The 20,772-nt window shown below is 75.4% G+C and carries 20 protein-coding genes and 1 tRNA gene; 7 read left to right on the top strand and 14 right to left on the bottom strand.

Annotated features, from left to right (window positions below):
- Nucleotides 1–85: 85 nt before the first annotated feature.
- A complete protein-coding gene (locus tag ACI79G_RS13110) occupies nt 86–1,588 on the bottom strand; it encodes an amino acid permease (protein ID WP_456881564.1) in 1,503 nt (500 codons plus the stop codon).
- A gap of 104 nt (nt 1,589–1,692) precedes the next feature.
- On the opposite strand from ACI79G_RS13110, the gene corA reads away from it, so the two are divergent.
- Complete coding sequence (gene corA / locus ACI79G_RS13105) at nt 1,693–2,799, top strand: magnesium/cobalt transporter CorA (protein WP_456881563.1); 1,107 nt, start codon at nt 1,693–1,695, stop codon at nt 2,797–2,799.
- 52 nt (nt 2,800–2,851) lie between these two features.
- On the opposite strand, the gene ACI79G_RS13100 is transcribed toward corA, so the two are convergent.
- Complete coding sequence (locus ACI79G_RS13100; RefSeq protein WP_456881562.1) at nt 2,852–3,733, bottom strand: endonuclease domain-containing protein; 882 nt, start codon at nt 3,731–3,733, stop codon at nt 2,852–2,854.
- A 119-nt stretch (nt 3,734–3,852) separates the two neighbouring features.
- Nucleotides 3,853–4,689, bottom strand: coding sequence for a 16S rRNA (cytidine(1402)-2'-O)-methyltransferase (gene rsmI / locus ACI79G_RS13095; RefSeq protein ID WP_456881561.1), 837 nt, complete (start codon nt 4,687–4,689; stop codon nt 3,853–3,855).
- 154 nt (nt 4,690–4,843) lie between these two features.
- Between rsmI and ACI79G_RS13090 the strand changes: the two genes are divergently transcribed.
- The 3 genes from ACI79G_RS13090 to ACI79G_RS13080 are packed head-to-tail and all read left to right on the top strand — an operon-like array spanning nt 4,844 to nt 7,336.
- Entirely contained in the window at nt 4,844–6,367 is a 1,524-nt protein-coding gene (locus tag ACI79G_RS13090) for a dolichyl-phosphate-mannose--protein mannosyltransferase (RefSeq protein ID WP_456881560.1), read from the top strand.
- The gene (locus ACI79G_RS13085) at nt 6,358–6,495 is read left to right on the top strand and encodes a hypothetical protein (protein ID WP_456881559.1); all 138 of its coding nucleotides are present in this window, start codon (nt 6,358–6,360) and stop codon (nt 6,493–6,495) included. Before ACI79G_RS13090 ends, ACI79G_RS13085 begins: the two co-directional genes overlap by 10 nt.
- A 55-nt stretch (nt 6,496–6,550) precedes the next feature.
- Entirely contained in the window at nt 6,551–7,336 is a 786-nt protein-coding gene (locus ACI79G_RS13080; RefSeq protein WP_456881558.1) for an enoyl-CoA hydratase/isomerase family protein, read from the top strand.
- A 17-nt stretch (nt 7,337–7,353) separates the two neighbouring features.
- Here ACI79G_RS13080 and ACI79G_RS13075 read toward each other — a convergent pair whose 3' ends face one another.
- The 5 genes from ACI79G_RS13075 to ACI79G_RS13055 form a co-directional block, all read right to left on the bottom strand.
- Nucleotides 7,354–8,349 (bottom strand): hypothetical protein, encoded by a 996-nt coding sequence (locus tag ACI79G_RS13075; protein WP_456881557.1) that lies wholly within the window; start codon nt 8,347–8,349, stop codon nt 7,354–7,356.
- Between the two features lie 187 nt (nt 8,350–8,536).
- Nucleotides 8,537–10,198 (bottom strand): diguanylate cyclase, encoded by a 1,662-nt coding sequence (locus ACI79G_RS13070; protein WP_456881556.1) that lies wholly within the window; start codon nt 10,196–10,198, stop codon nt 8,537–8,539.
- On the bottom strand, nt 10,195–11,262 hold the full coding sequence (locus ACI79G_RS13065; RefSeq protein WP_456881555.1) for a hypothetical protein: 1,068 nt from the start codon (nt 11,260–11,262) through the stop codon (nt 10,195–10,197). The genes ACI79G_RS13070 and ACI79G_RS13065 overlap by 4 nt, the downstream gene beginning before the upstream one ends.
- Before the next feature lie 102 nt (nt 11,263–11,364).
- Nucleotides 11,365–11,988 carry a signal peptidase I gene (locus tag ACI79G_RS13060; protein ID WP_456881554.1) on the bottom strand — a complete coding sequence of 208 codons (624 nt, stop codon included), beginning with the start codon at nt 11,986–11,988 and terminating at the stop codon, nt 11,365–11,367.
- A 92-nt stretch (nt 11,989–12,080) separates the two neighbouring features.
- Nucleotides 12,081–12,737, bottom strand: coding sequence for a hypothetical protein (locus ACI79G_RS13055; protein ID WP_456881553.1), 657 nt, complete (start codon nt 12,735–12,737; stop codon nt 12,081–12,083).
- A gap of 319 nt (nt 12,738–13,056) precedes the next feature.
- Between ACI79G_RS13055 and ACI79G_RS13050 the strand changes: the two genes are divergently transcribed.
- Nucleotides 13,057–13,965, top strand: a complete 909-nt coding sequence (locus ACI79G_RS13050) for a PRC-barrel domain-containing protein (RefSeq protein WP_456881552.1) — start codon at nt 13,057–13,059, stop codon at nt 13,963–13,965.
- Between the two features lie 66 nt (nt 13,966–14,031).
- Here ACI79G_RS13050 and ACI79G_RS13045 read toward each other — a convergent pair.
- The 5 genes from ACI79G_RS13045 to galU all read right to left on the bottom strand — a co-directional run bounded on the left by ACI79G_RS13045 (nt 14,032) and on the right by galU (nt 18,112).
- A tRNA-Ala gene (locus ACI79G_RS13045) sits at nt 14,032–14,105 on the bottom strand.
- Between the two features lie 133 nt (nt 14,106–14,238).
- Nucleotides 14,239–14,949, bottom strand: coding sequence for a divisome protein SepX/GlpR (gene sepX, locus ACI79G_RS13040; protein ID WP_456881551.1), 711 nt, complete (start codon nt 14,947–14,949; stop codon nt 14,239–14,241).
- Nucleotides 14,950–15,114: 165 nt separating this feature from the next.
- The gene (locus tag ACI79G_RS13035) at nt 15,115–15,735 is read right to left on the bottom strand and encodes a GNAT family N-acetyltransferase (RefSeq protein ID WP_456881550.1); all 621 of its coding nucleotides are present in this window, start codon (nt 15,733–15,735) and stop codon (nt 15,115–15,117) included.
- A gap of 8 nt (nt 15,736–15,743) precedes the next feature.
- Nucleotides 15,744–17,156: a molybdotransferase-like divisome protein Glp gene (glp, locus tag ACI79G_RS13030; protein WP_456881549.1), complete on the bottom strand. Its 1,413-nt coding sequence runs from the start codon at nt 17,154–17,156 to the stop codon at nt 15,744–15,746.
- Nucleotides 17,157–17,197: 41 nt separating this feature from the next.
- The gene (gene galU, locus ACI79G_RS13025) at nt 17,198–18,112 is read right to left on the bottom strand and encodes a UTP--glucose-1-phosphate uridylyltransferase GalU (protein WP_456881548.1); all 915 of its coding nucleotides are present in this window, start codon (nt 18,110–18,112) and stop codon (nt 17,198–17,200) included.
- 171 nt (nt 18,113–18,283) lie between these two features.
- Here galU and ACI79G_RS13020 point away from each other — a divergent pair, with 171 nt between their 5' ends.
- The gene (locus tag ACI79G_RS13020; RefSeq protein ID WP_456881547.1) at nt 18,284–18,868 is read left to right on the top strand and encodes a 5-formyltetrahydrofolate cyclo-ligase; all 585 of its coding nucleotides are present in this window, start codon (nt 18,284–18,286) and stop codon (nt 18,866–18,868) included.
- Nucleotides 18,869–19,031: 163 nt separating this feature from the next.
- Here ACI79G_RS13020 and ACI79G_RS13015 read toward each other — a convergent pair whose 3' ends face one another.
- A complete protein-coding gene (locus tag ACI79G_RS13015) occupies nt 19,032–19,286 on the bottom strand; it encodes a hypothetical protein (protein ID WP_456881546.1) in 255 nt (84 codons plus the stop codon).
- A 119-nt stretch (nt 19,287–19,405) separates the two neighbouring features.
- Here ACI79G_RS13015 and ACI79G_RS13010 point away from each other — a divergent pair, with 119 nt between their 5' ends.
- Complete coding sequence (locus tag ACI79G_RS13010) at nt 19,406–20,755, top strand: SLC13 family permease (protein ID WP_456881545.1); 1,350 nt, start codon at nt 19,406–19,408, stop codon at nt 20,753–20,755.
- Nucleotides 20,756–20,772 lie beyond the last annotated feature (17 nt).

Genomic DNA, 20,772 nt, shown 5'->3' with positions numbered 1-20,772 from the left:
CCGGGGACGTCGGTCACCGGTCGGGTCGGCGCCCGGAGCGGTCGGCTGGAGGCGCCGGGCCGGCGGCCTCACCCCTCCGGGGGAGTCAGTGGCGGGCGATGTTCTCGGCGGCCGACAGCCGTTCCCCGGTGGCCATCCGGCTGCGGCGGCGGCCGTAGACGTAGTACATCCCGATGCCGAGCGCCATCCAGACGAGGAAGCGCAGCCAGGTGTCCGTGGGCAGGTTCGACATGAGCCACAGCGAGGCCAGCGCCGAGACGATCGGCAGCACCGGGACGAGGGGCACGCGGAACGTGCGGTGCAGGTCCGGCCGGGTGCGCCGCAGCACCCAGACCCCGATCGAGACGAGGAAGAAGGCGAACAGGGTGCCGATGTTCACCAGCTCCGCGAGCGCGGTGAGCGGGACGAACCCGGCGAGCAGCGCGACCACCACACCGGTGGCGATCGTGATGCGGTACGGCGTGCCGTACCGCGGGTGCACCTTCGCCAGGCCGGGCGGGAGCAGGTGGTCGCGGCTCATCGCGAACAGCACCCGCGACTGGCCGAGCATCAGGATCATGACCACCGAGGTGAGCCCGGCCAGCGCGCCCAGCGAGATGATGCTCGAGAAGATCGGCATCCCGTTGGCCGAGAACGCCCCCGCGAGCGGCGCGGTCGCGCTCAGCTCGGTGTAGTTCTGCATCCCCACGACCACCAGCGAGACCGCCACGTAGAGCAGGGTGCAGATCGCCAGCGAGCCGATGATCCCGCGCGGCATGTCCCGCTTGGGGTTCCGCGTCTCCTCCGCCGCGGTGGCCACGATGTCGAAGCCGATGAACGCGAAGAACACGATCGCGGCGCCGGCGAGCACGCCGCCCCAGCCGAACGTGCCGGGGCTGAACCCGGTGAGCACCGAGATGAGCGGCGTGTGCAGCCAGCCCTCCTCCCCTGCGGCCGCGGGCTGCGCGGGCGGGACGAACGGCGTGTAGTTCGCGGCCTTCGTGTAGAAGAACCCGACCACGATCACCAGCAGGACGACGACCAGCTTGATCGCCACGATGATGGCGGTGACGCGAGAGGAGAGCTTGATCCCGAGGATCAGGACGCCGGTCATCACCAGGGCGATGACGATCGCCGGGATGTTGACCGTCGCCGTCTCCCCCGCGATCGACGTCGGCAGCGGCGTGCCGATGTCGTCGAGCAGCTGGTTGAGGTATCCCGACCAGCCGACCGCCACCGTGGCCGCGCCCAGGGCCAGCTCCAGGACGAGGTCCCAGCCGATGATCCAGGCGATGAACTCGCCGAAGGTGGCATAGGAGAACGTGTACGCCGACCCGGCGACCGGCACCGTCGAGGCGAACTCGGCGTAGCAGATCGCCGCCAGCCCGCACACCACGCCGGCGATGACGAACGAGATCGCCACGGCGGGGCCGGCCTGGTCGCGGGCGACGATGCCCGTGAGCACGAAGATGCCGGTGCCGATGATCACGCCGACGCCGAAGACCGTGAGGTCCAGGCCCGACAGGTTCTTCTTGAGCCGGTGCTCCGGCTCGTCGGTGTCCCGGATGGAGTCCTCGACGGACTTCACCCGACGGGTGTTCACGGCCACGACGCCCCCACCTCTCGGCAGATCCGGACCCAGCGAGCGTGGCACGGGTGCCGCCGGCCCGCATGCCTACGCTGTGCCGTCGACCCGCTCGGAAGGGAGTGCGGATGCCCGGCACGGAGGTCCCCCGCGGAGCGCCCCGCGAGCTGCCGACGGAGCCCCCGTCGACCCGCCCGCGGCCGGAGGGCCGGCCGCGCACGACGCCGTCCCGGCCGGCTGGCGTCGGCCCGGTCGTCGACTGCGCCGTCTACGTCGGCGGACGCCGGGAGCCCCCGGTCGAGCCGCACGAGGCGCTGCGGGTGGCCGTGGACGAGGGGGGCTTCGTCTGGCTCGGCCTCTACGCGCCGACCGAGCGGGAGCTGGGCGAGATCGCCGAGCACTACCGGCTGCACCCGCTGGCCGTGGAGGACGCCGTCTACGCCCACCAGCGGCCCAAGCTGGAGCGCTACGACGACGTCCTGTTCATGGTGCTGACCACCGCCCGGTACGTGGAGCACGACCAGCTGACCGCGACCAGCGAGGTCGTCGACACCGGCGAGGTCATGGTGTTCGTCGGGCCGCACTACGTGATCACCGTGCGGCACGGCGAGCACGGCGGCCTGGCCGACCTGCGCCGCGGCCTGGAGTCGCAGCCGGACCTGCTGTGCCACGGCCCCGCGTCGGTGCTCTACGCGGTCGCCGACAGCGTGGTCGACGCCTTCGTCGACGTCGCCACCGCGGTCGAGGAGGACGTCGAGGAGCTCGAGGCCTCGGTGTTCAGCCCGGAGCGCACCGACGACATCGGCCGGCTCTACCAGCTCAAGCGGGAGCTGCTGTCGCTGCGCCGGGCGGTCTCCCCGCTGGAGGTGCCGCTGGAGAAGCTGGCCGAGAAGCAGATCGACGTCGTCCCGGCGGCGATGCGGTCCTACTTCCGCGACGTCGAGGACCACGCCATCCGGGTGCGCGACCAGGTGGCCGCCCTCGACGAGCTGCTCACCTCGATCCTGCAGGCGTCGCTGGCCCGGACCTCGATGGCCGACAACGAGGACATGCGCAAGATCAGCGCGTGGGCCGGCATCATCGCCGTCCCCACCGCGATCGCGGGCATCTACGGGATGAACTTCGAGCACATGCCCGAGCTGCACTGGCGCTACGGCTACCCGCTGGTGCTGGTGGTGATCATCGGCACCTGCCTGCTGCTCTACCGCGGCTTCAAGCGCAACGGCTGGCTGTGAGGCCGGCTGCGGTGTGCGCTGCGTGTGGTCTCCCGCTGACCGGAGACCACACTCAGCGCACGATCGCCAGGGCCGCAGCGATGCGCCTCACCAGCTCGTCGGGCCGGTGCAGGTCGGCGGCGGTCACGAACACCACCCGCCAGCCGGCCGCCTGCAACCGGTTCAGCCGCTGCCGGTCGCGCGCGAACTGCCCCGGCTCCGCGGGCCAGGCACCGTCGTACTCGACGGCGACGCAGTGCTCGGGCCAGGCGAAGTCGACCCGCGCCACGAAGCCGCGGGCGTCCCGGACGACGTGCTGGGCCACCGGCGCCGGCAGTCCGGCCCGCGTGATCAGCAGTCGCAGCCGCGTCTCCGGCGGCGACTCGGCCAGACCGTCGGCCAGCCGGCAGACCTCCCGCGCCCGCGCCGCGCCCGGACCGCGGGCCGTCGCGGCGAGGCCACGCAGCGGCCCCAGGTCGACGACCCCTGATGGGACCAGTCGGTCGACCGCCACGACGGCGTCGTCGCCTGGCAGAGCAGCAGCGATGCGGACCGCCGTCGCCTCCGGCGTCGTCACGGCCACGCCGCGCCGACGGCACACCCGTCCGTCGGGCAGCCGGCTCCGGCGCACGCGCAGCCCCGGGATCCGCACCGGGTGGTGGCCGGGCGGGACGGTCAGCTCGACGCCGGCCGCGGCGTCGGCCAGGTCGACGCCCCACAACACCGCTGCGCTGCACCCCGTGACGACGGACCCGGGCACGAGGAGCGTCGCCGCGGTACGAGCTCGGAGCGTGTGCGTGACCTCGACGTCGCGGTGCGCGTAGAGGTCCGGCCACACCCTCCGCCAGGTCGGGCCCCTCAGCTGGTTGCGGGTGAGCAGGCCCTGCTCGATGACCACCGAGGCGTGGAAGACCCGGCTCCGGAGGACGTCGGGCACGGTGGGCGGAACGGGCACCGGCGCACCGTGCCGCAACCGTCCCCCGACCCCTGGGTCGCCGTCCACAGCTGCGCCGCTGTGCACCGATGGTGGTCTCCGGCTGGCGCGAGACCACCGGACGTGCACACCGGAGCGAGCTAGTCGGACTTGGCGGCGACGACGGCGTCGTAGACGGTGCGACGGGGCAGCCCGGTGCGGACGACGACGGCGCGGATGGCGTCCTTGCGGGTGGCGCCCGCGGCCTCCTCGTCGGCCACGAGAGCGGCCAGCTCGGACGGCGACAGCGCCACCGGGGCCGCGGGTGCGCCACCGACGACCAGGGTGATCTCGCCGCGCACGCCGTCGGCCGCCCACGAGGCCAGCTCGGCCAGCGGCCCCCGGCGGACCTCCTCGTGGGTCTTGGTCAGCTCCCGGCAGACGGCGGCCGGCCGGCCCTCGCCCATCACCGCCGCGGCGTCGGTGAGCGCGTCGGCCAGCCGGTGCGGCGACTCGAAGAACACCATCGTGCGGCGCTCGTCGGCCAGGCCGGCCAGCCGCGACCGCCGCTCCCCCGGCTTGCGCGGCAGGAATCCCTCGAAGCAGAACCGGTCGACCGGCAGGCCCGACACCGCCAGCGCCGTCGTCACCGCCGAGGGCCCGGGCACCGAGGTCACCTCCACGCCGGCCTCGATCGCGGCGCGCACCAGCGTGTAGCCGGGGTCGGAGACCGAGGGCATCCCGGCGTCGGTGAGCAGCAGGACGGTGCGCCCCTCGGCCAGCGCGGCCAGCAGCCCCGGCAGCCGGGAGCGCTCGACGGACTCGTGGAAGGTCACCACCCGGCCCGACAGCTGCACCTCGAGGTCGGCGGCCAGGCGGTGCAGGCGGCGGGTGTCCTCGACGGCGAGCACGTCCGCGGTCGCCATCGCGGTGCGCAGCCGCGGGCCGACGTCCCCGGGCTGTCCCAGCGGCGCTCCACCGAGCACGAGCCGTCCCATGTCCACGAGCCTGTCACGACGATTGCCGTGGGTCCGCCCGCAGGGGCCCGCCGGCCCCGTCCAGGGCACCGCCCTGAGCCTGCGAAGGGTGGGGAGGACGGGGTCCTGCTACGAGCGCCGGGGGGCAGGCGGGTCCCTTCACTACCCTGGCCGCATGGCGGTGCTGGCTCCCGATCGCACGGACCGGGGGCCCGGCGAGCTCCGCCCGGCCCGGACGCGTCGCCGTCCGCTCCCCCGGCCGCGCCGCGACACGACCCCACCGCTGCCGTCGGACCGCGTCCTCGCGTGGGTGCTCACCGCGCTGCTGGGTCTGTTCGCCCTCGGGATCCGGCTGTGGGACATCGGCTACCCGGGCGACCTGCTCTTCGACGAGGCGTACTACCCGCCGGAGGCCCGCGAGCTCCTCGAGTGGGGGCACGAGTACAACCGCGGCTACACGTTCATCGTCCACCCGCCGCTGGGCAAGTGGCTCATCGCCGGCGGCATCGGGCTGTTCGGCTACGACTCCTTCGGCTGGCGGTTCCCCTCCGCGGTCGCCGGGAGCATCGCCGTCGTCGTCCTCACCCGGCTGACCCGGCGGCTGACCGGCTCGACGCTGCTCGGCCTGGTCGCCGGCCTGCTGCTGGCGCTCGACGGCCTGGCCTTCACGCTCTCCCGGATCGGCCTGCTCGACGTCTTCCTGCAGGTCTTCGTCGTCTCGGCGGTGGCCTGCCTGGTGGTCGACCGGGACACGGTGCGCGCGCGCACCCGGGCGCACCCGGCCACCACCAGCGGCTTCCGGCTCGGCCCGCGCGGGTGGCGGCTGGCCGCCGGGTTCCTGTTCGGGTGCGCCTGCGCGGTCAAGTGGAGCGGGGTGTACTTCCTGGCCGCCTTCGCGGTGCTGAGCCTGTTCTGGGACCGCGCCGCCTGGCGTGAGGCCGGCGTCCCCCGCCCGACCCGCACCGCCGCGCGCCGCGGCCTGCCGGGGGCGTTGTGGGCGCTGGCCGCCGTCCCGGTGCTGACCTACCTCGCCAGCTTCACCGGCTGGTTCCTCGGCGAGACCTCGCAGGGCAAGGCGTGGGCGCAGCAGCACCCGGAGACGGCGTTCCCGTGGGTCCCCGACGCGCTGCGCTCGCTGTGGCACCAGCACGCCGAGTGGCTGGCCTTCCACAACGGCCTGTCCACCCCGCACCCGTGGGAGTCCGGGCCGTGGAGCTGGCTGGTCAACGGCCGGCCGATCCTGCTGTGGAACCCGCAGGGCCTCACCGACTCGGCCGGCGACCCGGTCGTCCGCTACATCCTCATGGTCGGGACGCCGACCCTCTGGTTCGCCTTCGCGCCGGCGCTGGTGTGGGTGGCCTGGCGCCTGGTCGCCCGCCGGGACCCCGCCGCGCTGGTGGTCGCCGTCGCGGTCGCGGCGGGCTGGGGCACCTGGTTCCTCAACCCCGAGCGCACGATGTTCGCCTTCTACACCGCACCCGTGCTGCCGTTCTTCGTGCTGGCCGTCGTCCTGGCGCTGCAGGACGTGCTGGGCCGCCCCGGCACCTCGCGGCCGCGCAGGCAGATCGGCCTGGGCGTGGTCGCGCTCTACGTCGGCGTGGTGGCGGCGACCTTCGTCTTCTTCCTGCCCGTCCTCACCGGGGAGCCGCTGACGCAGGCGGAGTGGCTCGACCGGATGTGGTTCCCGTCATGGTTCTGACCGGCCGGTCGATGCCGGCCGCGGCGGACGCCGGCCTGCACGGCGAGCCCGACGTCGCCGGGGAGGTCGCCGACGAGTCCGGTGGCGCCCCCGACGCGGTCGGCAGCGAGCTGCGCGCCCGCGCCTGACCCCTCCCCCTCCGTACGGTGACGCCGGACACCTGGCGACTCCGAGGGGACGGCGATGGGCGACACGCAGCGGGTGCGCACCGAGGTGGACGGCGACGTCTGGCGGGTCACCCTCGACTCCCCGGGCACCGGCAACGCCGTCGACCCGGCGATGGCCGCGGCGCTCGGCGAGGCGCTGCGCACCCGACCGCCGCAGACCCGGGCGGTGCTGCTGCTGGCCGAGGGCGAGCGCTTCTGCGTCGGCGGCGACGTCCGCGGCTTCGCGGCGGCCGACGACCCGGGTGCCTCCGTGGGCCGGCTGGCCACCGACTGGCACGAGGTGGTGCGGACGCTGCTGGCCACCCCCGTACCGGTGGTCGCCGGCGTGCACGGCGCGGTCGCCGGGGCGGGGGTCGGGCTGATGGGTGCCTGCGACGTCGTCGTCTGCGCCCGCTCGACCCGGATCCGGCCCGCCTACGCCGCCATCGGCTTCTCCCCCGACGGCGGCACCTCCTGGACCCTGGCGCACGCCCTCGGCCCGGCCCGCGCCCTGGACCTCGTGCTGACCAACGGCACGCTCGACGCCGCGGAGGCCCACGCCTGCGGCCTGGTCGCCCGCGTGGTGCCGGACGACGGGCTGCGCGCGGCCGCCACCGAGCTCGCGCACGCGCTGGCGGCCGGGCCGGTGCGGGCGATGGTGCGCACCCGCGCGCTCGTCCGCGGCGCCGCCGTCCGCACGCTCGACGAGCACCTGGACGACGAGGCGCGGCTGATCGCGGAGTCGGCGGGCGACCCGGAGGGGCGCGAGGGCGTGCGGGCCTTCGTCGAGAAGCGACGGCCGGACTTCCGCGCTGCCCGGTGAGCGGGGTGGACGCCGGGTCAGCAGGACGGGGTGAGCGGGGTGGACACCAGGTCCGGTGACACCCAGGAGCCGCGGTAGGCCCGGATCCGGTAGGTGTACGTCGTGCCGTTCGTCAGGCCCGTGTCGGTGACGGTGGTCGTTCCGAACGGCACGGCACTGCTCCGCTGGACCGTCCCACCGACGACCCGCTCGCCCTGGTAGCCGTCGGCCCAGGAGCTGGGGGTGGCCGTCCAGACCAGGGACGCGCCGACCTGCTGGACAGCGGGACGCAGGACGACCGTCTGGGCGATCCAGGCGGTCGTGGAGCCGGGCGTCGTCGAAGTGCGCTGCGGGACGGCACCGGGCCCCGCGAGGGGCTCGTACGACGCGGTGACGCTCTCGCTGTCGGAGTTGTTCGTCCAGAGCGGGCTGGTGCTCCCCGGGGTCGGGGGTCGCACCGTGCCGCTCCGGGTCAGGAGGTGGACGACGACCGCGCCGGTCGCCGAGGTCGTCAGGGTCGGCGAGGTCATGGTCTCCGCGGAGCCGGAGGTCCCACCGGCAGCGGCCACGGGGTTGCTGCTGTCGACCCCGCGGTACCCGACGATCCCGCCCACCATGTCGCCGGTGGTCGTGTCCGTGCGGGTGAAGGTCGCGACCGGCTCGTCGGGCACGGCGACCTTCCAGTAGACGGCGGAGGTCACGACGCCCCCGCTCGTGTCCGGCAGGACGACGCGGGTCCAGCCGCTGGGCGTCGGGACGGTCGAGGTGCCGTAGTAGGCCACCTGCGCCACCAGCACGTCGCCCTCCAGGGTCCCGGCCGGGGGGGTCAACAGGAGCGGCGAGACCTTCGTCGAGGACGGGGAGCCCTGCAACGCGATGGGCGCGTACGAGCACGTCTGCGTGACGGTGAGGCCGGTCGGTGGCTGCAACCGGTCGGCGGCCAGGGAGTTGGCGCGGTTGCCGGTCGTGGCCGAGAAGGCCGAGTACGCCGACGGGAGCGTCAGCACGGTGGCGAGCAGCCCCAGCGCAGCCACCAGACCGACCAGACGGGCTCCGGGAGCCCGCCGGTCACGCCGGTGCGGCCGGTCCATCGGCGGCCTCCCCTCCCGTCCGTCCCGCACGCCCGCGGGTGCCCGTCCAGGAATCGGCACCGGTCCTCCACGGCTTGAGCCCTCCGCGCCCCGGCCCCCCACCCGGAGGAGGGAGCGCGACGGCTCCCGGTCAGAAGGCCGCGTGCGCCCGTGCCGGCACCGGCGGGAGGGGGATCCGCGCGACGGTCGGCTCGTCAACGGCGACGCCGGTGACCGGTCCCTCCACACCCGCCAGGTGGGCCTGGTCCCGCCCGCCGGCCTTGGCGGCGTACAGGGCCGTGTCCGCGGTGGCGAGGAGTTCCGCGGCGGACAGGCCGGCCCCGTGCTGGCAGGCGATGCCCAGGCTCGCCGTGATGGGCCTCGGCGCCTCCACCTCCCGGAGGACCGTGCGCAACCGGCGCGCGACCGCGACGGCGTCGTCCGCCGTCGCGCCGGGCAGGACCAGCGCGAACTCCTCACCGCCGTAGCGAGCGGCGACGTCGCCGGGTCGCACGCAGGACCGCAGCGCCGCGCCGACGCCCCGCAGGACGTCGTCACCGGCCTGGTGACCGTAGGTGTCGTTGAGCTTCTTGAAGTGGTCGAGGTCGATGATCAGGACCGACACCGGCGCACCGGAGCGGGCGGCGACCGCCAGCTCCCGGTCGAACGCGGCGTCGAAGGCCCGGCGGTTGGCCACCCCGGTGAGACCGTCGGTGAGCGCGCTGGCCTGCAGGTGCTCCAGCAGCGCGACGCGGGCGAACGCCGTCGCGGCGTGCGCCACCGCCTGTTCGGCGACGCCGACCCGGCGCCGCTCGATGCGCGAGCCGCTGCGCGCGTCGTCCTGGAAGGTCAGGACACCGCTGCCGGATCCGTCCAGGCCGAACGGGACGGCGACGACCCGACGAGCGCCCTCGAGCACCTCGTCCACCCACCGGTCAGGACCCTTCACGGCCGCCAGGACCGTGCTGCCCCGGTCGACCGCCGCGGCGAGCAGCGACCCCGGCGGGGGTGCACCGCCCCCTCGCAGGGGCTCGGCGTCCTCGTCCCGGCGCTTGCGGACGGCCAGGTCCACCGCCGGCACGGCGGTGCCCTCGGGCACGTGGCAGTGCACCGCGGCGAGGGGGGAGTCGGCCGCGTCGACGGTGAAGTCGAGCAGCGCCTCGGCCACCTTGGCACCGGTGTCCGCCTCGTGCAGGGCGCTCGCCAGCCGGCGCAGCGCCTCCTCGTCGTAGCGGCGGCGCCGCAGCTCGCGCTCGTTCACCGCGCCCAGCCCCGAGGTCATCATCGCGGTCACCCAGACGGCGACGAGGAAGACCCCGTAGGGCAGGGAGTCGAAGCCCTGGACGGCGCCGTGTGCGGGCAGCAGGGCCGTGTCGACCGCCTTGAGGACCGACATCACCACGAGGGAGTGCCAGAGGGCGAGCTTGAGACCGGTGCGGAACGAGCCCAGCAGCGTGGCGCAGATGACGTGCAGCACGATCACGTACACCACGGGCCCGGAGATGCCCCCGGCGACGTAGAGCGCCCACCCCAGGTGCACCGCGTCGAGGATCACCGGCACCGTGATCGCCGCCACCGCCCAGCGGCGGCCGAGCGCCGCCAGCTTGTGCAGCACGAGCCCGACGACCAGCAGCGCGACCCCGGGCACGACGAGGGCCTCCACCGAGGGACCGTCACCCGTCCGCGTGATCACCCACGCCGCGACGGGCAGGAGGACGACCACGCCGACGCGGACGGCGAGCAGCCACCGGAGGCGGTCGGCCAGGGGCAGGTTGTCCAGGGAACCCTGTGGGGACGCGGGTGTCTGGCTCATGTGGGCGCCGTCCTCGGCAACTCGGGGAAGTCCTGGAAGTCGTTCAGTTCCTGGTGGACCCGGGCCAGGGCCAGCTTCGGGTCCCGCCGGTCGAGCCGGCCCTGCACGGCGAGGAAGCCCGCGACCACGGCGACCAGCGCGAGCGGGAACTGGCCGTCCTCGACGACGGCGAGCGCCGTCTCCCCCACCGCGGTGACCACCTCCCCGACCGTCGAGGGGGACGCCTGCAACGGCGGCGCCTGGACGACGTCGCCGTCACCACGCGGCAGGTCCCCACCCCGGTCGGTCACCGGCGGTGCCGGGGTCGGGCTCGGGGTCTCCGACGGGAGGACCGGCTCCGGCTGCGGCGTCGGGACGGCGCTCGGCGTCGGCGTCGGGACGGCGCTGGGCGTCGGCGCGGGCTCGGGAGCCGGCTCTGGTTCCGGGGTCGGGTCCGGCGCGGGCACCGGATCCGGGGTGGGCTGCAGGGTCGGTGCCGGGTCCGGGGTGGGTTCGGGGGTGGGCTCGAAGTCGAGGGCCCACACGAAGCTGGCCGCGGCCCGCAGGCCCTGCGCCCGGGGGTCGTCGAGGACCGTGACGCTGACCCGGTAGGTCGTCGAGGCCGAGCCCCCGGGCCGCCAGCCCGTCGGGATCCCCGAGGCGGCCGTCCGGGGCAGCTGGGCCAGCGTCCCGCTCCAGGCGGGTACGCCGGTGAAGGACGCGCAGCGCGCCGGGTCACCGAGCGCGCCCCGCTCGACGGTGAGGAACAGGTAGGGCGCGAGGGCGTCCTCGGCGACCTGGGCGCTGAGCGTCACCTCGGTGGTCGACCGGGGGGAACCGGTCACCGCCAGTGCCACGCACGCGGTCTCCGTCTCCCCCGGGCGCAGGCCCGTGGAGGTGAACAGCGCCGCGCCCCCGCGGTCGTCGACCAGGCTGACCGCACTGGTGCTCGCGGCGGCCGGCTCGACCGGCAGCTCGACCCACCCGGCCGTCAGGTGGGCGCACAGGGCGGCGCCGACGAGCCAGGCGGCCCCCCTGCTGCTCCTCAGCAGACGCGGGTACGCGGGGAGTGGTGACGGGTGCACGTCCCTCCCCTCCCTCAGCGAGGCCGCGGTCGGGCCGTCAGAACCGGTCCGGCTCGCTCATGTCTTCGGCGGCGCACAGCAGATGTTGAGCAGGCGCGGCCGTCACCGGGTCCGGCCACCGGCCGGCAGGGGCATGCGGTCCCGCGCGCCGGCTCCGTGCCGACCGCTGGGGGGCACCGGGGGCAGCCCAGCGCGGCGGACGACGGGGTCCGCGGCCGAGGCGGCCGCGAGCCGGTCGGCGCTGGTGAGGCCCCGTCGCCCCCTGACCCCGCTGGGGGACCCGCCGACGGTGAGGACGGACGCTCCCGCGAGGACGACGGCGAGCAGGCCCAGGTGGGCCCACTGCCCGGTGAGCCGCCAGTAGGCGGGGAGCCCGACGAGGGGGACGCGCACCTGCGCCGCACCGACGACGCTCGAGGCCGGCACCGGCGTGGTGTCGTTGCTCTGGTTGGCGTCGCCCCGGGTGACGAGGTCCCCCCGCTCGTCGAAGGAGACGAGGCGGTGGAGCACCAGCCGGTCGGTCCCCTCGGGATCGGGGAAGAGGAGCACCTGTCCGGGCTGCAGGTCCTGCGGGAGCACCGGACGCGTCAGCACGACGTCCCCGGGCGAGAGCCGCGGCTCCATCGAGCCGGAGACGACCACGTGGCCCGAGAAGCCCACGAGTCGCGGGGCGAGGGCGAGGAACACCAGGCCGGCCAGGGCGACCAGGACGGCCGCGACGGCCACGCGGCACACGGCGGCCGGCCGGAGGCCCCGCTCGGAGGCCGCGGACCGGGGCAGACGGGGCCGCGGGGCATCGCTGATCAGGGTCGGCGCGGTCACGTGTTGCGCGCTTCCCACGTGAACGTGGCGCTGGACTGGGTGTTCTGCGCCCTGTTGTCGTTCTTCACGGCGTAGGTGATCCGGAGGGTCAGGTACGTGTTCTGCACCGTGCCGGTGCTGACGACCAGACCGCTCCCGAAGTCCCGGTGGGTGGCCTTGAGGTCGGCCAGCGTCTTGGAGGGATCCGCCGAGGAGCCGTTGGCCTGCTGGGTGTTGTAGAGGAACGTCGGCGTGACGGTGGAGGTGGGGGTGAACCCGGTGCTGCAGTCGGCCGCCACGGTGGTCGCCGCGCTGACGTCGATGCCCCGCTCCACGCTCATCACCAGGTAGGGGTCCAGCGTGGTCGCGCCGGCGTGCGGCGTCCCGGCGTCGGCGGGCGGCGTCCCGACGTACATGTGGATGTCCGCGGGCAGGCTCCCGGTGTAGTTGAGCCGGATGCAGCGCGACCGGGTCGAGCCGGGCTTGAGGGAGCTGTCGTTGGGGCTGACGGCACTGTCGGTGGTGAACAGGGCCGATCCGCTGTCGCTGTCGGTGAGGACGACGCTGCCGGTCTGCCACGAGTTGCCGACGTTGTCGGTGCTCGCGGTGAAGGCTGCGTGGGTGGAGCCCCAGGTGACGGCCAGACTCATGACCAGGCCCACGGGCACCGCCACGGGGAGCACGGTGCGACGAGCCCGGGGGGCGCGGTGGTGCACGGCGACTCCTCCGACGGTGGTGGGACGCAGCGATCTGCGTCCTCGACACCAGGGGCATCGGCACCGCCGTCGGGACGCTGAGGAATCCGGCGGACTCCGTCACCCGATCGGGTGGGAGTGCCCGGCCACGCCTCGCCCGGGCAGGGGGGCGCCGCGCCCGTGCACGGCGCGCCGGACCGGGTTGCGGCCGGGTCTCGCGGGCGGCCAGGCTGCGGGGAGCCCGACCGGCGGGGACACCGCCGCGGGCGACCACCGACGCCGGCACGAGGAGGCGGCCATGGGCCTGCCCGCACGCGACGAGGCCAGGGAGTGGGTCGGCTGGACCGTCGTCGACCGCGAGGGGACCGAGCTCGGCGCGATCACCGCCGTCCTCGCCGACGAGGCCACCGGCCGACCGGAGTGGGTGTACGTCGAGGTCGAGGGCGCGAGCGCCGTCGTCCCGGCGCTGGACGCCGACGGCTCGGGTGGCCGGGTGACGGTCGCGGTGACCCGCGCCCAGGTGACGACCGCGCCGTCGGTGGGCGGCGCCCGGGAGCTGTCCACGGACCAGGAGGCGGACCTCTACCGGCACTACGGCATCGAGTCGTCGAACGCGGCCTCGGAGACCCTGCTGCCGGCCGGCGCAGCCGGGACCGCTGCCGCCGCAGGGACCGATACCGGCGCAGCCGGGACCGGTGCCGCCGCAGGGACCGCCGCCCGAGCCGACACCGCGGCCGCAGCCGACACCGTCTCGGGGTCGACCGGTCGCGGGACCGTGCTCGCTGCGGGCGCCCTCGCCGCGGTGGCCGGGCTCGGCGTGGTGCGGGCCCGCGCCCGTCGCGCAGCGGTCCGGCAGCCGTGGCCCCGGCGGCTGTGGGCCCGCCGCCCGTGGGCACCGCCCCCACCGTCCCGCGCCGACGTGCTCGCCGGGCAGGTGCTCGCCGCGTCCGCGCGGACGGCGGCGGGCGCCCGGCACCTCGGTCGGACCGCCGCGCCGCTCGTGGTGGCCGCCGCCGAGTCCGCCCGGCACCGGGCGGTGCGGGCCGGGGAGGAGGTCCGGCACCTCGGCCGCGCGGCCGCGCCGCTCGTCGTCGCAGCGGCCGAGTCGGCCCGGCACCGGGCGGTGCTCGGTGCCGAGGAGGCGCGCCACCTGGGCGTGCTGGCCTCGCAGGCCGCGGTCGCCGCCGTGGCGCGGGCACGCAGCTGACCCGCACCCGGATGCCGGAGAGCCCCGCGCCGGACGGACCGGGCGGGGCTCTTGCGGGTGCCGGGGTGGAGCTGAGGGGATTCGAACCCCTGACCCCCTCGATGCGAACGAGGTGCGCTACCGGACTGCGCTACAGCCCCTGACGGAGACGAGCTTACCGTCCGCCTCCGCCGCTGCCGCCACGGGGGCGGCCCCTGCCTGGTGACGGTCTGGAACGGCCCCTCTGCGAGGCCCCGCCACGAGCCTGCGAGTGGTGGGGGGCAGAGGGGTCCTTCACCCGTTGGCGACCCGGCGCGGCTGGTAGACGTCGATGTCGGCGAAACCGATGTCGTCGTCGTCCAGGCCCACGACGGCGCTGTTCTGCCAGCCGGCCGGGGCCGCGGTGCGGGCGGCCACGACCCGGCCCGGGCGCAACGGGTGCACCGGCGCCAGCGGCAGGCTCGGGTGCGGCAGGCCGACGGTGGAGTGCACCTCCGCGGCCGGCTCCTCGACGGGGGCCGGCCGGGGCGCCGGCACCGGGCGCGCGGCGGGACGGGCGGCCGGCGGACGCACGGAGCGCGCGGCGGCCCGGGCGGCGCGGCGGGCGGCCAGCCGCTCCCGGCGCGCGACGGCCCGGAGCACCATCAGGTAGGCGACGACCGCGACGTCGAGGACGCCCTGCGCGATCCACAGCCACGGGCTCCAGACCAGCGCGCCCACCAGCGCGAGCAGCGTGAGGGCGAGCAGCCCGGCGAGGGTGCGGCGGCGGACGGCGTGGACGTCGACCCGCAGCTCGCCGGAGGTCCGCAGCGCCGCGCGGTCGATGGAGACCCGCTCGGTCTCCGCGAACACCGCGGGGTCGACCGTCCGGCGCCGCTGCAGCGTGCGCCCGGCGTCGGCGCCCGTCGAGCGGACGTCGGAGGAGTCACCGCGGGTCACCACCATGGGCACCAGCACGACGAACCACAGCACGACCAGAGCGGCCAGCAGCACACCCGAACCCATCCTGAACACCACCCGTCACATGCGTCACCTGCCGGGCGAAGTTACGGCCTGTCCTCCTCCGTTCGAGGGAGGCGCGCGGTGTGTCCCTGAGTGTCGTGTGACTGGAGTGCTCCGCTGACGGCTCGGCGCGGCGTGTCGACACGGTGACACCCCGCCGTCCGCCGGTCACCGTGGTAGGCGGGACCGCCACCGTTCGACCACGCCGCCGGGCACGTCCTCGGCCAGCAGGGCGAACGTGTCGTGGTCGCGCCAGTCGCCGTCGATGTCGAGGTACCGGCGCAGCAGGCCCTCGTGACGGAACCCCAGCCGGTGCACCAGCCCCCGGCTCGGCCCGTTCTCGGGACGGATGTCGGCCTGCAGCCGGTGCAGCCGCGCGGGCCCGAAGGCGTGGTCGCACACCAGGGCCACGGCCAGCGAGGCCATCCCCCGGCCGGCCGCGGCGCGGTCGATCCAGTAGCCGAGGTTGCCCGAGCGCAGCGCGCCCCGGACGACGTTGTCGATGGTCACCTGCCCGGCGAACCGGCCCTCCACCCGGATGACGAACGGCAGCGACAGGCCCATCGCGGCGCGGCGCAGCACGGCCCGCCGCATCACCCGGTAGGCCCCCGGAGTGTGCCGCGCGGCCCACGGTCCGGCCGCGGTCGGCTCCCACGGCGCCAGCCACGCCTCGTTGGCCAGCCGGACCCGGCTCCACTCCTCGGCGTCCCGCCGGCGCGGCGGGTGCAGCTCCACCGGGCCCCAGGCCAGGTGCGCCGGCCAGCCGGGGCGCAGGGAGGGGTCGACCACGGCGCCGCTCAGCCCCCCAGCAACAGCGGCATGACGGTGACCAGCCCGCCGGCGGCCACCTCGGTGACGTCCTCGTCGATGACGATCAGGCAGTTCGCCCGCGCCATCCGCGCCAGCATCGCCTCGTCGCCGTCCCCCAGGGGCTCGACGACGTAGCCGCCGTCGGGGTGGCGCATGACCTGGCCGTGCAGGTACTGCCGGTAACCCAGGGGCGACAGCAGCCGCTCGGCGGCGATGGCCTGCACGGTGCGGCGGAACAGCTGGCGCTTGCCCAGCATCATGCGGATCGCCGGGCGCACGAAGACCTCGAAGGCGACCAGCGCCGCGACCGGCTCGCCGGGCACGCAGATGACCGGGACGGAGTCCGGGCCCAGCCGGCCGAAGGCCTGCACCGGCCCGGGGTGCATGGTCAGCTGCGAGAACTGCATGGGCCCCAGGGCGGCGAGCGCCTCCTGCACCGGGTCGCCCTCGCTGGCGAAGGTGCCGGCGACGAGCACCAGGTCGCTGCGCAGCAGCTGGCTCTCCAGCACCTCGGACATCCGGCGCGGCTCGGCCGGGAGGACGCCCCACCGGTAGGCCTCGGCCCCGGCGTCGCGCGCCGCGGCGGCCAGGGCGTAGCTGTTGACGTCGACGACCTGGCCGGGGCCGGGCGGCGTGCTGATCTCCACGAGCTCGCTGCCCGCGGAGAGGACGGCGACCCGCGGCCGGGGCCGCACCTGCACCCGGTCGCGGCCCACGGCGGCCAGCAGGCTGATCTGGGCGGGGCCGATCGGGGTGCCGACCTGCACCGCGGTGGTGCCCGGCGCGACGTCGTCCCCCGCCCGGCGCACGTAGGTGCCAGCGAGCGGGCCGGCGTGCACGGCGACGGTGGCCATGCCGCCGTCGGTCCACACCACCGGGACGACGACGTCCGCGCCGGCCGGCAGCATCGCGCCGGCGGCCACCTTCTGCGCCATCCCGGGGCCGATCGACGCCGGGCCGCTCGGACCGGCGACGGTCTCCCCCACCACCGACAGGTGCGCCGGCTCCGCGGGTGTGGCCCCCTCGACGTCCAGCGCACGGGCCGCGTAGCCGTCGAGCGCGGCCTGGTCGAAGGCCGGCAACGCGCGCTGGCTGACGACCTCCTCCGCGCAGAGCAGCCCCTGCGCGTCCAGCACGGCCAGCTCGATCGGGTCCGGCTGGGGCACCGCCGTGAGGATCTCGTCGAGGTGCTGCTCGACGCTGCGCGGCGGCACCGGCTCGGCCGTGGCGGGGGGCGGCGGCACGGCGCCGCGGTCGATCGCCGTCGTCTCGTGCACGGGGGCTCCGTCGACGGCGGGCGACGGCGACGGCACGTCCCGCACCGGGGTGCCGGAGCGCAGGTCCAGCGCCGTGGTGTCCCGGTACCCCGGGACCGTCCCGTCCGTGCCGTCCTCGATCATGCCCACCACAGGGGTCGATGCTGCCCCCTGAGGGCCTCCGCTCAGGCCTCCGACGCGCCCGCAGCGGGTAGGTCGGCCACGAACTCGGCCAGCCACGAGCGGAAGCCCGGGCCGAGGTCCTCGCGCTCGCTGGCCAGCTGGACGACGGCCTTCAGGTAGTCGAGCCGGTCACCGGTGTCGTAGCGGCGACCGGAGAAGACCACGCCGTGCACCGGCTCCGCGCGCTCGACGAGGGTGGCCAGGGCGTCGGTCAGCTGGATCTCCCCGCCGCGGCCGGGCGCGGTCTCGCGCAGCACGTCGAAGACCTCGGGGGCCAGCACGTAGCGCCCGATGATGGCCAGGCTGGACGGCGCCTCGTCGGCCGGCGGCTTCTCGACCAGGCCGGTGATAGTGACGACGTCCGTGCCGCCGGGCTCGACGGCGACCGCGCCGTACTTGTCGATGTTCTCCCGGCCGACGTCGAGCAGCGCGACGACGGAGCCGCCGTGCTCGGCCTGCACCTGCAGCATCTGCTCGAGCAGGTGGTCGCGGGCGTCGATGATGTCGTCGCCGAGCAGGACCGCGAACGGCTCGTCGCCGACGAAGGCGGCGGCCTGCAGCACCGCGTGGCCGAGCCCGCGCGCCTCGCCCTGGCGGACGAAGTGCACCTGGGCGACCTCGGTGGAGGCGTGCACGGCCGCCAGCCGGGCGGCGTCGCCCTTCTTCTCCAGCGCGGTCTCGAGCTCGGGGACACGGTCGAAGAAGTCCTCGATCGCGGCCTTGTTGCGGCCGGTGACCATGAGCACCTCGCCGAGCCCCGCGCGCGCGGCCTCCTCGACGATGTACTGCAGCGCGGGCCGGTCGACCACCGGCAGCAGCTCCTTGGGCACCGCCTTGGTGGCCGGCAGGAATCGGGTCCCCATCCCGGCGACGGGGATGACGGCCTTCCGCGTCGGGCGGGTGCTCGGAGTCGGCATGCGCGCGAGCCTAGTGACCGGGCACCGACGCCCCCGCGCGCGGTGCCGTCGGACGCCGCCGGGCGGGCCAGCGGGTCGTCGTCGGCGACACGCGCACGGACACGCCGTCGACGCCACCCGCGCGGGAGCGGTCGGACCGGGACTCCCAGGCTGGCTGGCTAGCCTGCGGCGGTGACCCCCGCGGACGACGTGACCGAGGCCAAGGTCGCGCTCCGCGCCCGGATCACGGCCCGCCGTGAGGCCCGCTCCGCCGAGGAGCGCGCCGCCGCCAGCGCGGCGGTCGCCACCGCCCTGCTGCGCGGCCTGGCCGGCGTCCGGACGCTGGCCGCCTTCGTGCCCGACCCGACCGAGCCCGGGGCGGGCCGGCTGCCGGCGGCCTTCACCCAGCTCCGCTCGCGGGTGCTCCTCCCGGTGGTCCCGGCCGAGGGGCGCGAGCTGACGTGGGCGGTGGACACCGGCCGGCTGGCCCCGGGTCGCTTCGGGCTGCTCGAGCCGGTCGGGCCGCGGCTGGGACCGACCGCGATCGGCGCCGCCGAGGTCGTCGTCGTCCCCGCGCTCGCGGTCGACCGCACCGGGGTCCGCCTGGGCCGCGGCGGCGGCTACTACGACCGCGCGCTGCGGCACGTCCGCCCCGGCGCGCGGCTGGTGGCCCTGGTCTTCGACGACGAGCTGGTCGACGCGCTGCCGGTCGAGCCGCACGACCAGCGCGTCACCGCGGTGGTGGCCCCCTCGGGGGGCTGGCTCGACCTGACCTGAGCCACCCACAGCCGTGTTCGGGTCGGGGCGACCGGGGTCGGCGAGTCGACAGGCGGCACCCGGGCAGGGCCGTGCCCGGCCCGGCGCCGAGCCGGCCCACCGGCGCAGGCTGCACCCCGAGGCACGGCCCCCGACGTACTGCACCCCGCGGGCTCGTCAGCGGTCACTGCGGTGCTCGACCGGGGTGTCGGTCCCCGTCGGCCACCAGCGGCACGTCGGAGACCAGGTCGCTGCGGGCGCTCGTCGCGGCCGCGGCCGCCGGCGCGTCCCCGGCCCGGCTCGCCTCGGCGATCGCGCGGTGACCGGCGGGACTGCGCGGCGGCCGGCCCTCCTGGGACAGCGACTCGATGCGGCTCTCCCGCACCAGCTCGGCGATCTCCGTCAGGGCGGCGGCCCCGGGCTCACCGGGCGCGGACACGGCCCCCCTCCCTGCATGCTGTCGGCGTGGCGCATGACACAGTGCCCCCCACGACAGTGGCTAGGCCACTGAGTCGCTGCACCGGGTGTCCCAGCCCTCCGACGCCGTAGGAGCCCGTCGTGTCACCGGAGATCGTCACCATCCTGGCGCTCGTCGTGATCTTCGCTATCGCGACGTTCCTGCCCATCAACATGGGAGCGCTGGCGTTCGTGGCCGCGTTCCTCGTCGGCACGCTGTCGGTCGGGCTGAGCACCGACGACATCCTCGCCGGGTTCCCGGCGGAGCTGGTCGTGACGCTGATCGGCGTCACGTACCTGTTCGCGATCGCGCAGAACAACGGCACCGTCGACCTGCTGGTCCGTGGCGCGGTGCGCCTGGTCCGCGGCCACGTGGCCGCCATCCCCTGGATCATGTTCGCGGTCACCGCGCTGCTCACCGCGATCGGCGCGCTCTCCCCCGCCGCGGTCGCCATCATCGCGCCGATCGCCCTCGGCTTCGCCGCCCGCTACGGGATCAACCCGCTGCTCATGGGCATGATGGTCATCCACGGCGCGCAGGGCGGCGGGTTCTCCCCGATCAGCGTCTACGGCGTCACGGTCAACACGATCGTCGAGACCGAGGGGCTGACCAGCAGTCCGGTCACCGTCTTCCTGGGCAGCCTCGTGTTCAACCTGGCCATCGCCCTGGTGCTCTTCTTCGTCCTCGGCGGGCGCCAGCTGCTCGGCCGGAAGGTGGGCGTCCCGGCCCCGGCCACGGCCGAGCACGCGGAGGCCACCGTCGTCAGCGGCCACGGCGCCCCGCCCGGACCGGCCGTCGGGGGCGGCAGCGGCGGCGGTGACGCGGTGGACGGCGAGCCGGAGCGCCCGCAGAAGGTGACCCTCGACCAGGTCCTGACCCTGATCGGGCTGGCCACGGTCGCCGTCCTGGCGCTCGTCTTCGACCTCGACATCGGCTTCGTGTCCATCACGGTCGCCACGGTGCTGGCGCTGTTCGCCGCCGCCCGGCACAAGGGCGCGGTCAGCCAGATCAGCTGGTCCACGGTGCTGCTGATCGCCGGCGTGCTCACCTTCGTGTTCGTGCTGCAGGAGGCCGGCACCATCGACTACGTCGGCGAGGCGGTCATCGGTCTCGGCGTCCCGCTGCTCATCGCCCTGCTGCTCTGCTACATCGGCGGCGTGGTGTCGGCGTTCGCGTCGTCGACGGCGATCATCGGCGTCGCCATCGCGCTGGCCGTGCCGTTCCTGCAGGCCGGCGCGATCGGCACGGTGGGCGTCATCGTGGCCCTCTCGGTGGCCTCGACGATCGTGGACGTCAGCCCGTTCTCGACCAACGGCGCCCTGGTGCTGGCCAACGCCCAGGACGTGGACCGGGACCGCTTCTACAAGCAGATACTCGCCTACTCCGGGATCGTCGTGGTCGTCGGACCGTTCCTGGCCTGGCTGGTCTTCGTCGTCCCCGGCTGGCTGTAGACCCCGAGAGAGAGGCA

This window comes from Geodermatophilus sp. SYSU D00779 (assembly GCF_054050595.1).
Note: the sequence above shows the minus strand (reverse complement) of the source record. Positions and strands in the feature narration are given on the sequence as shown.